13 protein-coding genes are annotated in these 14,775 nt (G+C 36.8%); 3 read left to right on the top strand and 10 right to left on the bottom strand.

The window, feature by feature from the left end; genetic code table 11:
• Positions 1-3: 3 nt before the first annotated feature.
• A complete protein-coding gene (locus ACSVH7_RS01505; protein WP_438064926.1) occupies positions 4-4,059 on the bottom strand; it encodes a choice-of-anchor L domain-containing protein in 4,056 nt (1,351 codons plus the stop codon).
• Positions 4,060-4,379: 320 nt separating this feature from the next.
• Here ACSVH7_RS01505 and ACSVH7_RS01500 point away from each other — a divergent pair, with 320 nt between their 5' ends.
• Entirely contained in the window at positions 4,380-5,312 is a 933-nt protein-coding gene (locus tag ACSVH7_RS01500) for a 1-phosphofructokinase family hexose kinase (protein WP_438064925.1), read from the top strand.
• Positions 5,313-5,392: 80 nt separating this feature from the next.
• On the opposite strand, the gene ACSVH7_RS01495 is transcribed toward ACSVH7_RS01500, so the two are convergent.
• Together ACSVH7_RS01495 and lepA are read right to left on the bottom strand one after the other, a co-directional pair.
• On the bottom strand, positions 5,393-5,614 hold the full coding sequence (locus ACSVH7_RS01495) for an addiction module protein (RefSeq protein ID WP_438064924.1): 222 nt from the start codon (positions 5,612-5,614) through the stop codon (positions 5,393-5,395).
• Positions 5,615-5,777: 163 nt separating this feature from the next.
• Complete coding sequence (gene lepA, locus ACSVH7_RS01490) at positions 5,778-7,574, bottom strand: translation elongation factor 4 (protein WP_438064923.1); 1,797 nt, start codon at positions 7,572-7,574, stop codon at positions 5,778-5,780.
• A gap of 231 nt (positions 7,575-7,805) precedes the next feature.
• On the opposite strand from lepA, the gene ACSVH7_RS01485 reads away from it, so the two are divergent.
• A complete protein-coding gene (locus ACSVH7_RS01485) occupies positions 7,806-8,192 on the top strand; it encodes a DUF4345 domain-containing protein (RefSeq protein WP_438064922.1) in 387 nt (128 codons plus the stop codon).
• Positions 8,193-8,197: 5 nt separating this feature from the next.
• On the opposite strand, the gene ACSVH7_RS01480 is transcribed toward ACSVH7_RS01485, so the two are convergent.
• From ACSVH7_RS01480 to ACSVH7_RS01460, 5 genes are all read right to left on the bottom strand, one after another.
• Positions 8,198-8,560 carry a hypothetical protein gene (locus ACSVH7_RS01480; protein WP_438064921.1) on the bottom strand — a complete coding sequence of 121 codons (363 nt, stop codon included), beginning with the start codon at positions 8,558-8,560 and terminating at the stop codon, positions 8,198-8,200.
• Positions 8,561-8,562: 2 nt separating this feature from the next.
• On the bottom strand, positions 8,563-9,045 hold the full coding sequence (locus tag ACSVH7_RS01475) for a DoxX family protein (RefSeq protein WP_438064920.1): 483 nt from the start codon (positions 9,043-9,045) through the stop codon (positions 8,563-8,565).
• 149 nt (positions 9,046-9,194) lie between these two features.
• Positions 9,195-9,872 (bottom strand): GIN domain-containing protein, encoded by a 678-nt coding sequence (locus ACSVH7_RS01470; protein ID WP_438064919.1) that lies wholly within the window; start codon positions 9,870-9,872, stop codon positions 9,195-9,197.
• A 4-nt stretch (positions 9,873-9,876) separates the two neighbouring features.
• Positions 9,877-10,245 (bottom strand): hypothetical protein, encoded by a 369-nt coding sequence (locus ACSVH7_RS01465; RefSeq protein ID WP_438064918.1) that lies wholly within the window; start codon positions 10,243-10,245, stop codon positions 9,877-9,879.
• 294 nt (positions 10,246-10,539) lie between these two features.
• Complete coding sequence (locus ACSVH7_RS01460; RefSeq protein WP_438064917.1) at positions 10,540-11,742, bottom strand: helix-turn-helix domain-containing protein; 1,203 nt, start codon at positions 11,740-11,742, stop codon at positions 10,540-10,542.
• 106 nt (positions 11,743-11,848) lie between these two features.
• Between ACSVH7_RS01460 and dusB the strand changes: the two genes are divergently transcribed.
• Positions 11,849-12,841, top strand: coding sequence for a tRNA dihydrouridine synthase DusB (gene dusB / locus ACSVH7_RS01455; RefSeq protein WP_438064916.1), 993 nt, complete (start codon positions 11,849-11,851; stop codon positions 12,839-12,841).
• 63 nt (positions 12,842-12,904) lie between these two features.
• Here the strand turns inward: dusB and ACSVH7_RS01450 are convergent, their stop codons facing one another.
• Together ACSVH7_RS01450 and rbfA are read right to left on the bottom strand one after the other, a co-directional pair.
• Positions 12,905-14,104, bottom strand: a complete 1,200-nt coding sequence (locus ACSVH7_RS01450; protein ID WP_438064915.1) for an ABC transporter permease — start codon at positions 14,102-14,104, stop codon at positions 12,905-12,907.
• Position 14,105: 1 nt separating this feature from the next.
• On the bottom strand, positions 14,106-14,498 hold the full coding sequence (gene rbfA / locus ACSVH7_RS01445) for a 30S ribosome-binding factor RbfA (RefSeq protein WP_064715752.1): 393 nt from the start codon (positions 14,496-14,498) through the stop codon (positions 14,106-14,108).
• Positions 14,499-14,775 lie beyond the last annotated feature (277 nt).

The raw sequence follows: 14,775 nt of genomic DNA, 5'->3' as shown, positions 1-14,775 counted from the left end.
TTGTTATCTTTTCATACTAAAATGAGATTTGAAGATTTGTTCTTTTTCATTTAGTATATAAAAAACCTGAAACCAATAATCGGTTGATGGTAATGGATTTCCGTTATAAAATCCATCCCAACCAGGACCTGAAGGCTTAATTTCTTTGATGAATTTTCCGTAGCGATCAAATATTCTGATTATTGCATTGGGCTGAAATGCGAGGTCATCTATGTTCCAAGTGTCATGATAGCCATCACTGTTAGGAGTGAAAAATTTGGGATACTTTAACACATTAGCAATCAAAATGCGGTCATCACATCCGCCTTTGACGTCTTTTATGGTGAGCGTATGTTCTCCAGAATCTACGTTGAAAAAAATGTTGCTGGTTTGAAAATTACCGTCATCGATTTTAAACTCATATGAACCAAGTCCGTTGCTCAGGGTTACGATGAGATCAATCGAATCAGTAAAAGCATCCGATACTGTAATTTTTGCCGCAGCTGGACTTGATTTTTCTACGGTGTATGTGGTGGAATTGTAGCCGCAATCTGAGCCAATATTTGGTGAGATTTTATCGATTTCTAATGTATATATTCCTTCCTTGGTTGTGGTGTAATTAGGGCCTTCTGCTACGGGATTACCCTCTAGATACCATCTTACATTGTATTGAGAGGGATCTAAGCCAGCATCTAGAAAAGCAGGTTGGAGTATGTTTCCGGTTTCGGCCTCGATACAAACGTAGGCTTTTTTTGGAGCGATATCTCTTAATGGAAAAATAGTGATGTTAAAGGAAATTTCGGAAAAGCAATTTGGATTTTCAACGGAGGCTGCGTAAATATACATTTTTTGGTTGGTGGTTATTTCGGTGCCAGCTTGAAATAGGGTACCAGTTTTGTTGGGTCCAGAATAATATTCACCTATTGTTAAAGGAGGTAAACGGTAGTTTAAACAACTCAAAACAGTAGGTATGGGTTCAATTTTTGGTGCGTTAGAAATGGTCACTAAAAAAGAGGTTTCACTGGTACAAGTAATACGATTCCCTACTTCGGCATAAACATAAATTTTTTGTGATTGATTTAATACAGTGCCCATTGCTATAGGGTCTTTGCCATTGGGACTCAAGAAATAATTTCCAGTTGCCAGCGGAGGTAGGGTATAAGAATCGCAGGTAATGATATGGTTGAATGTTCCTACTTCTACTTTTTTGATGGTAACTTTAAAAAACGATTCGTTAGTACATTCTTTAAAATCAGCCCATTCGTTATAAATAAATAGTGTTTGTGATGTAGTGATTAATGTTCCTTCATTTAAGGCCATTCCTTGACCATTTGGACCACCAGAAGCGGTATAATACGTTCCATTTTTTAACTTGGGTAGTAAAAAACTTTCACAACTTAAGACGTCTGTGAAATTGTCTACCACAGGCAATGATCTAATTGTTATAGTAAAAGCATGTTCGTTGCTACAATCGGGTCCTGATTTGAAAACGTAAAGTGTTTGAGTGGTAGATAGTATAGTTCCAAAGGCTACTTGTTGACCACCTCCATTAGGCAGTGTAAAATAATTACCATTGGTAAGATTTGGTAAAATATAATTGGTACAGCTCAGCACATCATTAGGTTTGTCAATTAAGGGCAATGGTTTAATAGTGATGTCTATTTTTAGGTTGTCAGTGCAGTTGGGGGTGGTCGTTGTGGTTGCGTAATAATATACTATTTTTGAACTTGTGATTTTGGTTCCTTCAGGGATTAAATTTCCTTGTCCTTTAGGTTGATCGTAATATCCTCCAATTGGGATATTGGGCAAGATGTATTCTCCACAATGGCTGATTGGACCAAATAAAGTAGTATCAATAATGTTGATTAGAAAGTGAGATTCATTAGAACATTGACCGTCATTAGCATAAATGTAGAGGGTTTGTGTAGCAGTAATAGCGTTTCCTTCGGTGAGAGTAATGCCGTTACCTCCGGGTAGTGTGTAGTATTTTCCGTGGGTCAAAGTAGGTAAAGTAAATGAATTGCAGGTCACAACATCCGATAGTTGATCTACTTCAGGTAAAGGAAAAACAGTGATAGGAACGGCCTCGTCTCGACACACAATCCCGTTGATCACCGCAAAATAGTAAATGATTTGGCTGTTACTAAGCACGGTTCCGGAAGGGATTTTGTTTCCTCCTCCATTGGGTTCGGTAAAGAAATCACCCACTAGTACTGCTGGTACGCTATATTGTCCACAGCCTTGATTTGAAAAAATAAAATCTTTTACAAGGGTAATTCTAAAGGAGCTTTCGTTGGGGCAGTTATTGCTTGAGGAAGGAAAGTTGTATATATAATATGTGCCTGATTGCGTAATTGTATCTCCAATGTTTAATGAAATACCTGTGCCATTTGGTCCTGAGTAATATCGTCCATTAGTAATATCGGGTAAAATGAAAGTATCGCAAGCCACTACATCTCGCAATTGATCTACGTTGAGAAGCGGAATTACGATGAGGTCAAAAAATGAAGTAGTGTAGCACTGTGTTTGGTTTTTATTTTCAATTCGCACCCAAATCTTAAGTGGGGAGCGTTGTGACGACATGGGAAAATTAATTGGATTTTTGATTTCATTCGTCTTATTGTTGGCATCAAGTAAGTTGAGGTAATAGGAAAAAGCATATTCATTTGAGGGTAATCCATTCAAGATGAGATTGTTGTTTATTGTTAAATCTGCTGTGATAAATCCACTTGCGGTTTCACATACCAAAAGATTTGGTGGATTGATGATGCTCAAGGGAGGGTTGGTTTGAAGAACAAAGGAAATGAAATCATTGCAAATGCTATTGTTATTGGTTTTATGAATGATTTTTATGTAAATCGTTTGTGGACTAGTGATCGTATAAGTGGTCAATTGATTTTGTGGAATTACGGGATCATTTGCAGTGGCTGCAGCAAGAGAAGCAAAATAATTAATAGTATAGTCATTGGGGTCTAATCCTAAGGATTGTAGGCTGTTTTGAGTGAGATCGAAGGAGTAGGTTGAAAGGCCTCTGTAACAAGCCACAAGATTTGTAGGCGTGTTGATGAGTAGTTGGTTGATAACCACTTCATCTTTGATAACACAACCCGAAAGTGTCGCTGTAACTTCATAAGTGCCTGGTTGTGTAATCAGCAATGTAGCTCCGGTTTCCCCTGGAATTACGACTCCATTTCGACTCCAAGAATAAGCAAAGTTTCCTGTCAACTTAGTTTCAATTGTGAGTTGCTCTCCTTCGCAAATACTTCTATCTGGACCTAAGTCCATGGTGGTTTTGAAACTGCCTCCTTTGATTAAAACAGCAGAATCATAGTTGCTATCATTATAATCACCTATCGCTAGTTTGATTCGGTAAGTTCGGTTAGGAATCACAGCAGAAGAGGCCGTAAGTACTTTGGTTTCTCCTCGCATGTTCAGGAAGGAATTTGCAGGGTTTTTCAAGTTGTACTGAGCAAATAATTCTGGATTAGCAGACAAGCAGGAAGAATTATATTGCTCATCCCTTATATTTAAAACCGAAACGGGTAAGGAGGTGTTTGGGACCACGGCCAAATTAGTAGTGCTTCCTGTGGTTAAATCAGTTAGCACAAAAGCGAAAATATCACTAAAACCACATTGAAACTCGCCATATTCATTCGAAGCAAATAGAAAATCAAAACTAAAGGTGCTCGACAAGGGCGTGAAATCGAATTGTAAAAAACTCACATCGGTTATGGGAGTCGATTGTCCATTGCTATTGCTGATGAATTGCAGATCAGGATCCCCATTTTTGTTTAATTGACTGCTTTCGTTAATTCCTGTGTACAATCCTTCGGTATATTTCGCGATGCCATTTCTCAGGATGATGCCGTCTTGAAAAGGAAAATTAGGATTTGAACTGCTAAATTTCCCGATTCCTTGTCGTGATGAAAACAAAAAATTCCCTTCTTCGGCGCAAGCATTTTGTAGTAATTCATTTCTAACTAAATCAGGAATACTCATTGAGGTTGTGTCCACTTCAATCCCTTGAGACACGGCTATTGTCGTACAAAATAAAAACAATAGAAAAAGAGTGGCTCTCATAGTTCTGAATGTATTTTTGGGAATAACAAATATACAAATCGTTTCAATTAAAAACTTGAAAATCAAATGTTTAATATTGTGTTTCAAGGTAAAATTGAAAGTTGATAGCATGAAAAGATTGTGCTCATTCAATATTCAAATCAAGACTATTTTGGTCTACATATATCTTTGTTTCTAGCTAATTTGAAAGAAGGTGAGCTGGTTTTCTATTGTCTTTACATTAAGTCGAATGAGTTCATGTCAGAAAACAGAATGGTAGGAGTATGTTTGAAGATCAAAATTCAGTACATTGCAGCTAGGATTAATTAAATGGAGAAAAAATGAAAACATTCGATATAGTGACCTTAACAGTCAACCCTGCTGTAGATAAAAGTACTAGTTTTAAAGGATTAGTAGCCGAACAAAAAATTCGTTGCGAGGTACCCAGATACGATGCGGGAGGTGGCGGAATCAATGTCTCTAAAGCGATCGCACGATTAGGCGGAAATTCTATGGCACTATTCACTTCAGGAGGCGCTATGGGCAAATTATTGGAAGAATTGGTAGCTCAAGAAAATATTGCTAGCGAGGCGGTTCCTGTGGAGAGTTGGACAAGAGAAAGTTTTGTGGCGGTAGATACGAATACCAATTCGCAATACCGATTTGGATTCACAGGAGGTTCGTTAACCCAAGAAGAGAGTGAACGATTTTTAGCTAAAATTGCCGAGTTCAAACCCAAGTATTTGGTAGCTAGCGGTAGTTTGAATGAAGGTTTGAATGCCGATTTTTATCAAAAAGTAGCGCATATTGCTAAAGAGAACCACTCAAAATTAATTATTGATACTTCTGGAGAAGCTTTAGAAAAAGTCCTTGAAGTTGGTGCTTATTTAATCAAACCAAACGTAGGTGAACTAGCCAAATTAATTGGGGAAGAGCGACTAGAAATGGAAGAAGTAAATGAAGCAGCCAAGAAAATTATAGCCAAAGGAGGTGCAGAAATAGTAGTGGTATCGCTTGGTCCACAAGGCGCTATTTTGGTGACCAAAGACCATTATGAGTTTGTCCCTGCTCCCAATGTTGCCAAAAAGAGTACGGTAGGTGCTGGCGATAGTATGGTAGGAGGCATGGTTTGGGCGCTATCCCAAAATAAACCTTTAAAAGAAGTTATTCGATGGGGAGTGGCTTGTGGTTCAGCCGCCACTATGAACGAAGGCACACAATTATTCAAAGGTTCCGATGCACATCGATTGTTTGATTGGTTGAAGGATAAATAAGCCCCCTAGCCCCAAAGGGGGAATAAAAAAAAGCCTGACAATTTTAAAATCGTCAGGTTGTTTAATACTATTTTCTGAGTTTATAGACTGTTAGATACTTTGTCCCAATCCAAAAGGCGTTCAGGATTAGTTTTATCTTTAGCGATTCGATCTAAAACAATTTTTTGATGTTCTATAGGAATTTCAACATCTTCATTCCAAAGCGCATCATTGATTTTCAATCGGTCTTTTGGAGATAATTGTTTAACCGCTTCAAGTAATTGACTTACACTTAAATCAATATTTAATTTTATTGTTTCCATAAAAACAAAGTTAATGAAAAAAGGTCTTGTCACCTGTTAGTCTTAAGCTATTTCCCAAAGTAAATTAGTCTTATTATTAGTTTGAAAACAAAAAAACCTGACAACTTTTACATTGTCAGGTTATATCTTAATACTTTGTACTTAATTCTTAATACTTTAAAATTTAATCATTCAACTTCAAAACCGCCATAAACGCTTCCTGCGGAATTTCTACGTTTCCTACTTGGCGCATGCGTTTTTTACCTTTTTTCTGTTTTTCCAACAATTTACGTTTACGAGAAATATCTCCACCGTAACATTTGGCAGTAACGTCTTTACGTAAGGCTTTTATGGTTTCACGAGCAATGATTTTGGCTCCAATTGCCGCTTGAATTGGAATATCAAATTGCTGTCTCGGAATCAACTCACGTAATTTTTCGGTCATTTTCTTTCCAATATTGTAAGCGTTGTCCTCGTGAATCAACGCTGATAAAGCATCAACAGTTTGTGCATTTAACAATACGTCTAGTTTCACCAATTTTGAAGTACGCATTCCAATAGGCGAGTAATCAAATGAGGCATAACCTTTAGAAACCGTTTTCAATCGATCATAAAAATCGAATACAATCTCGGCCAAAGGCATATCAAAATTCAATTCTACACGCTCGGTGGTTAAGTAAGTTTGGTTGGTAATCAGTCCTCTTTTTTCAATACACAAACTCATTACGTTGCCCACAAAATCGGCTTTGGTAATAATGGTTGCTTTGATATAAGGTTCTTCTACATGGTCTAATTTGGAAGGCTCGGGCAAATCGGATGGATTGTTGACAATCAAAGCTGTTTCTGGATCTTTTTTGGTGTAAGCCAAATACGAAACGTTGGGAACCGTAGTAATCACCGTCATGTCAAATTCACGTTCTAAACGCTCTTGAATGATTTCCATATGTAGCATTCCTAAGAAACCACATCGGAAACCAAATCCTAATGCGGCAGAACTTTCCGCAGTAAAGACTAAAGAAGCATCATTCAATTGTAGTTTTTCCATTGAAGAACGCAAATCTTCATAATCTTCTGTGTCTACAGGATAAATTCCGGCAAAAACCATTGGTTTTACGTCCTCAAAACCGGTAATCATATTGGTGGTAGGGGTTTTGGCATCTGTGATGGTGTCCCCTACTTTTACCTCTTTGGCTTCTTTAATTCCAGAAATCAAATAACCAACATCCCCTGTGGAGATTACGCTTTTTGGAACCTGATTTAATTTCAAAGTTCCTACTTCATCCGCAAAATATTCATTGCCAGTAGCCATGAATTTGATTTTTTGGCCTTTTTTTATTTCCCCATTTTTTACACGAAAAATGACTTCAATGCCACGAAACGGATTGTAATGTGAATCAAAAATTAAGGCTTGAAGCGGTTCGTCTACATTTCCTTTTGGAGCTGGAATTTTTTCAATAATGGCGGCCAAAATATTTTCGACACCAAAACCTGTCTTTCCAGAGGCATGAATAATATCCTCTAATTTACAGCCCAACAGATCAATAATGTCATCGCTTACCTCTTCAGGATTAGCGCTTGGTAAATCGACTTTATTCAAAACAGGAATGATTTCTAAGTCGTTTTCTAAAGCCAAGTATAAGTTTGAAATCGTTTGTGCTTGTATGCTTTGAGCCGCATCTACAATCAAAAGCGCCCCTTCACAAGCAGCTATTGAACGAGAAACTTCATAGGAGAAATCCACGTGACCCGGAGTGTCAATCAAATTCAAGATATATTGTTCGCCTTTGTAGGTGTATTCCATCTGTATGGCGTGACTCTTAATCGTGATACCACGTTCGCGCTCCAAGTCCATATTGTCCAGCAATTGGGCTTTTTCTTCGCGAGCGGTAACCGTTTGCGTAGCGCCTAATAATCGGTCGGCAAGGGTACTTTTTCCGTGGTCAATATGTGCAATAATGCAAAAATTTCTAATGTGTTTCATGCGGTGTCTCTGTCATTAATGGCGAAAAATATCGCTTTCAAGCTGCAAATATAGCGCAAAGTTTAGATTTAATGGTATGTTTTTAAAGTTAGTACCGATAACTATTTATTTTTAATCCTCTTACAGTAAGAGTTTATGAATTGAAGGATGTGGTTGGTATTTTGATATAGTAGTTTTTTATCGATTAGAAGCAGTAGAAAGGTATTGCTGTTGTTTTTGTATATTTGAGAAATGAGTACAACATCCCCTTTTTTTAAAAAACTACATCTTATTATTTCAGCAGCTATAGTAGTACCTGTTGGTTTGATATATGGCGTTAAACCTGATTTTCTTTTTGAGGTAAGCCTACAATCACCCGACGAATTTTCAATTTTCAAAGCCATAATGGGTTTGTATTTGGGCTTTTCGTTTTTTTGGCTTTTCGGAATTTTTCAAAAACAATTTTGGAAAGCAGCAACAATTTCTAATATGATTTTTATGTTGGGCTTGGCTTTCGGGAGATTGGTTTCGATGTTCTTAGACGGCTTGCCTTCTGTAGTATTTCTCTTGGGAACTGTGGGGGAATTGGTGTTAGGAGTTTACGCTTATTATCAATTGGCTGATGATGAAATTGGCTGAGGTTTTTATCTTTTATCAAAAGTAAAGAAGACATTGGTCGTGTCTTTTTTTGCGTCAAAAATGATTCTTCTATTCTCTTTGTTTTCTAATTCAAACTGCTCATTTACCACAAATTTTACTTCGGTGAACTTGTATCCCGTATAGGTAGTTATTGTAGTTTGATAAAGACTATCTTTTTTAATGGCTTTCATTTCGGTATCCTTATCCCAAGAAAGAGGTTTGTCGTTTCCTCGAATTCCTACTTTTTTTATGTTTTTGATTTTTGATACATCCAAGGTATAAACTACCGTTTTTTTATACGTTTTTTGAACACAACTTGTCAAAAGTGTGCAAAGTAATAGTGTCATTATTATTGGTGAAGTTCTCATAATTATGCTTTGTTTTTAGTGAATAAGTAATCCATACCAAAACGTCCAGAGCCTACCATCAGATTAAATAGCCCAATCCATAGAAAGCCCATAGCAGGAAGGCAATTCCAAAGGCCGTTATTGATTTGTTGCATAAAAATGGCTACTAGCATAGTGCACACTATTAGAAATGAAGCTATCCTTGTTTGCAGGCCAATTATTAGAAGAAGCCCACCAATTGTCTCCGAAAAAGCACCCATCCAAGCAAAAAATGCTGGGGCAATCGCAAATATTCCGCCGTAACTTGCCACATCATTGGGGAACCAAAATGCGACCTCAAATAAGCCTAGGTTGTTGTCTGCGGGAGACCAAGGCATTCCGAATTTGGCCGCTCCAAAATCAAAGGCTAATAAATAGCCGCAGACGATTCGTGGTAGGGTTACGACTAAATCTTGTGACCAATGTGGTAACAAGCTAGGGGTTGTGATTGTTTTTATTATTTTCATATATGTAAATATTATTTTTTATAGGTAATAGATGGTATGCTTCGCCAATTCGCTTCGCTCGGGTCGCCTTTTACTGATCGGTGTTTGTTTGCAACAAACTTGTTGTTAGTGGCGATTTCATAATTGGTTTGATTTTGTGATTGAAAACGCTAATTGGTTATTAATTTACCATTGCCTGATTTTTTTGAATGGGCATCAAATATGGCTTTCCCTTTGTTGATGATATTTCCATTTCCTGATACTTTTGCTGAAAGTGTTTCGGATACATTTACGGTAAGATTTCCGTTTCCAGTGCTGTGTAAAGTGGCTTTTTTGGCTATGAGGTTTTGAGCGTTTACATCGCCATTTCCTGTTTTATTGATATCCAAAACATCAATAGCTCCAAGAATTTTACTATCTCCATTTCCTGTGTTTTCTAATCTAAAATAACGTCCAAAAACATTTTTAACCTCCAAATCACTATTTCCTTCATTCTTGATGACACTAGCTTCGGGCATTGTGATTTTAATTTTGATGTTGGTTTTTTCAATATATTTTTTATTGTTTTTGTTGTCTTTGAATTGAATTTTTAGTTCATATTCTGAGGTGTTTTCTGAGAAAATTAAAAGATCTTTCAAGTTGTCATCGATGGTTACCGAAATGCTCCAAGGTTTGCCTATTTCGATTTCAATTTTTCCATCCAAATCTTGAAGATAAACTTTGTCGAAATTTTTGTAATCATAAGTCGAAGTGATGGTTTTTCCAGAACCTTGAAGTTGTGCTTGAGCAACGATTGACGTAATGGTCAATACGATGGTGAGGATTATTTTTATTATACTCTTTATCATTAGTTTATTGGTTATTGTAAGTCATTCCTAAATTTAAGTCGCCTTTTACTTTTAGAGTTACGGAGCCATATTCGTTGCCCGTGTTTTCTATTATTAAAGCCGTATTTTTTGCGGTTTTGATAGTTGCGGTTCCTTTGGGTTTGATAACAACGGGAGAGTGAGTTCCACCGTTAAGGGGAGCTTGATAAATTTTTAAGGTGGTGGTTCCTTCGTTTTTCAAATAGGTTTTGAAAGTATTGTGTTCGTTTTTACCTAAGACAAATGTTTCGTTGGGTTTAATAGAAGTATTAGAGTTTAATGACCCAAAAACACCGCATGAGGTGGCTAAAAATAGTGTTGCTAGACAAGCAATACTTGTTGTGCTTAATTTCATAGTTTTTGTTTTTATGGATGAATAACAAGGCAAAGATGCGTGGTATAGCCGTAGCAAGCGTTGCAAATTATAATTTGAGTCCAACTAAGAGAGTCTCAAATTATAAATAGCTTTTGTCATCAAGCACAATCAATGATTTAGAGGGGAGTCTCAGATTATGTTTTGAAAAGGAGACGGTGTTTTTTGAAGTTTTTTTGCGCGAAGGATGCAAGGGAAAATCCTTTTTTGCGATTCTTTAAGCAAAAAAGATGGGAATAAGCAGCCTGACCCTTTTCGGGTCGCGCCCAAATTTAGCTAAAGCTTGGAAATATATTCTTTTGGAGAAAGACCTGTATTTTTTTTGAAAGCACGATTGAAGGTAGCTTTGGAATTAAAACCGCAATCATAGGCAATTCCTAGAAGCGTGGTTTTTTTATGTTCACCTTGTGCAAACGCTTTTTTGACAGATTCAATTCTGTGATGGTTGATGTAGTCATTAAAGTTCATCTGAAACCCTTGATTGATGGTTTTTGAAATTATGGACGCGTTGGTTTGTAATTTTTTGGCCACTTCGGTCAATGATAATTCGGGGTCTTGATACAGTTTTTGATGAATAATAATCGATTCGATTTTATCTTTCCAAAAAGTAATTTCTTCTGAAGGTTTATTTTCCAGAAATTCGAAATCAATATCCAATACTTCGGTTTCTGAATGGAACGGGTTGGCTAGTAATAGAGCTGGCTTTTTTTCAAAAACAGATATTTCAAAAGGAATTTTGGCAACAATAGCATTGGCATATCCTTCTATAGCAATGTAATAAAGGACAAAAGAAAAAAACAGAAAAAACCACCAACTTCCTGTATAACTATTAAGTGCTGCAAAATACAAACCCAAAACATCAAAAACCACGGGTAAAATCAGCATAATCAAAAAGCTGTACAAGAACGTTTTTATCCATTTAAAAAGTAAGCTATCTGCGTAACTGACCACCTGTTGCATTAGTTTTCGGTATTTATTGTAAAATCGAATTGAAATGATAAAATAAAAAAGCATTGAGAGCTGTCCTGTGATTTGATACCATTCGTCAAAATCTTTATCGGAACCATCTTGATAAAAATAGTAATCGCCCAGAATTAATTGATCATAAACAAATAATGATAAACTATAAAGCAGATATAGGAGGGCAGGAATAAAATGAATACTATTTTTTGTGTTTAGGGAAAAAGAGGGATTCAATAAGTTTTGAATATAAAAGTACATCAAAGGGCCAATCAAAAACAAATGCTGAAAAGGCGTATAGAATAAAATATCTCGATAAGGCTGATTGTCATACCATCCGCCAAAACCCAACATCCAAGGCGCAATATACAAGCAGCAAACAAAAATGAAAATGCTTAGCCAATAGTTAGAAGAAACCTCGGTTTGAATTCCTTTTTTTAGCAACAAAAAGGAGTAAACAATGCCGTGAGAAAATGAAATTAATAGCAGCGAAGAATAAAAACCAAAGGTAAAAAGCATAGCGAAATTTTAGTAAAAATACTTATAAAAAGCTAAAAATGAGATACTCTTGAGATTAAATTTTATTACTAGAAATTCTTAACTATCTTTGCAAAAAATTTAAGCAATGCCCAAAATTGGCAACATAGAACTTCCAGATTTTCCTTTACTTCTTGCACCTATGGAAGATGTAAGCGACCCACCTTTCCGTAGATTGTGTAAAATGCACGGTGCCGACTTAATGTATTCTGAGTTTATTTCCTCAGAAGGTCTAATTCGCGATGCCATCAAGAGCCGAATGAAATTGGATATTTTCGATTACGAACGCCCTGTTGGGATACAAATCTTTGGTGGTGACGAAGAAGCGATGGCGTTGTCTTCTAAAATTGTTTCTACCGTAAATCCAGATTTAATTGATATTAATTTTGGTTGTCCCGTAAAGAAAGTCGTTTGTAAAGGTGCCGGTGCAGGAGTTCTAAAAGACGTCGATTTGATGATTCGTTTGACCAAAGCGGTGATTGATAGTACGCACTTACCTGTAACCGTAAAAACCCGTTTGGGTTGGGACGATAATTCTATCAATATCGATGAAGTGGCGGAGCGTTTGCAAGATATTGGCGTTGCTGCATTGAGCATTCACGCGAGAACGCGCGCTCAGATGTACAAAGGCCATTCGGATTGGTCTCACATTGCTCGTGTCAAAAACAATCCAAGAATTACGATGCCGATTTTTGGAAACGGCGATATCGATTCACCAGAAAAAGCATTAGAATATAAAAACAAATACGGTATCGACGGTATTATGATTGGTCGTGCCGCGATAGGTTATCCTTGGATTTTTAACGAAATAAAGCATTTCTTTAAGACAGGAGAACATCTAGCCAAACCTACAGTTGTAGATCGAGTTGAAGCAGTTCGCAACCACTTGACTTGGGCTATGGATTGGAAAGGCGAACGTCACGGAATTGTAGAAACAAGACCACATTATACCAATTATTTCAAAGGAATTCATTCGTTTAAAACGTACAAACAACAATTGGTTACGCTCGATAAACCAGAAGAATTATTTGCGGTACTAGACGAGATTATCGACGCTTATGCTGGGTATGAAGTGGTGTAAAAATTATATAGGCTTCAGATTTGCCACTAATTCACTAATAATTCGTGGATTCGTGGCTTTTTTTTAATCCAATAACTTTTTACTCACGCGACTACTAGCAATCAACGAAGCCAAAAAACCAAGGGTGATAATGGTCGCCATTACAATAGCGATATTTTCAAAACTAAAAACGACTGGATAAGCCAATGTAGGGGTAATCATAATCCATTCAAATTGTTGTTGCAATAACACAATTACGATACCCAAAAGCAATCCAATGATTCCGCCATAAACACTCAACAACGTCCCTTGTAGCAAAAAAATGTTGCGAAGACTTTTGATTTCTGTTCCAAGATTGAATAAGGTTTTCAGATTGCTTTTTTTGTCCAAAATCATCATAATCAAAGCGCCAATCAAGTTAAAAAGCGCCACGACAATCACTAAAGTAAAAATTAAATACACCGCGATGTTTTCGGTGTTCAACATTTTATAAAGCGATTCGTTCAATTGCGCTCTGTTTTTTAGCGTGATTTTATTTTCAAAAATCGTTTGTAATTGGGCAATAATGGCGTTTTCATCCGCATTTGGGCGGAGTTTAAATTCAATTCCCGAAATTTGATGGGGTTGGTATTCTAGTAATTCTTGCGCCAAGCTTAAATCGGCAAAAACGTACTTAGAGTCCAAATCTTCACTAATCGAATAAATCCCAATCGGAATCAAATCGGTTTGATTAAAGGCTTCTGAGGGAATAGTAATCGTCCCTTTGCCTGGCCTTGGCACCATTACTTCTAGCGCCGTATTGTAGTCAAACAAACCCATCGAGAATTTTTGCGCCATTCCGTATCCTACGACAACTTGATAGGTATTGGGTTGCAGCCATTGCCCGTTATACAATTTTTTTTCAATGGCGTTTACTTTGGTGAATTGCGTGTCTACTCCTTTCAAATAAGTCACTTCTTGCTTGTCTGCAAAAGTAAAAAGTACTCGTTCTTCAATAATCTTGGAGAACGAAGCAATTCCAGCTATTTTTTTGATTTCTTGATTTTGTTGGGGAGTAACAAAAAACGATTTGCCAAGGGTAGGCGTCGCTTTTAAATCGGGGTCAATTTCGTTGGTAAACGAAAGGCTAAATTCTTTCAAACCGCTAAATACTGATAACACTACAAATAGCGCCATAGCACCCACAATGATGCCCAAACTAGCTATACGATTAATGATGTTAATAGCACTGTTTTTGCTATTACTTCTAAGGTATCGGTGCGCGATGTAAAGCGAAAAATTCAATTTAAAACTGTCTGCGTTTTTCTAATAAATCTCTGTTTTCAATAGGATTTTCTTGGTTTTTCAAGGCATTATCGATTTTCTCGATATAATCCAACGAGTCATCAATAAAGAAAACCAAATTAGGAACTCTACGCAATTGCAAACGAACACGTTGCGACAAATCGTGTTTAATCAAGTTGGTATTCGTTTTTATGGCTTCTAATGTTTCTTTTGCTTTCTCTTGAGGAAAAATACTTAAATGCACCGTAGCCACCGATAAATCTGAGGTTACCACGACTTTGGATACGGAAATTACTAAGTTAGTAACGCCATTTTTTCTCACTTCACCTTGCAAAATGTCCACCAAATCTTTTTGGATGACACCGCCTATTTTTTTCTGTCTATTTGTTTCCATACTGCAAAAATACTACTTTTAAAAATTAAATGAGCAAATTTCCAACGGAACAATCCTGATTCTAGAATAATCTGATGGGTAATCAGGAGCTATTTCCTGCTGTACGCTATATCTTTACTGCCGAACCCCGGCAGCAAAGGATGCCGCTTCCATCAGGGCTAGGGTTTAGGATAATCGAGAGATTTTGTTTTTTCCACTCATTTGGTGAAATTCAAATAAAATAAAAAATTCAACCACAAAGAAGCATAGATTATTGCTTATGAAAAGGAATAAATAG

Source organism: Flavobacterium sp. TSSA_36 (assembly GCF_051547165.1).
GTDB lineage: Bacteria > Bacteroidota > Bacteroidia > Flavobacteriales > Flavobacteriaceae > Flavobacterium.
Note: the sequence above shows the minus strand (reverse complement) of the source record. Positions and strands in the feature narration are given on the sequence as shown.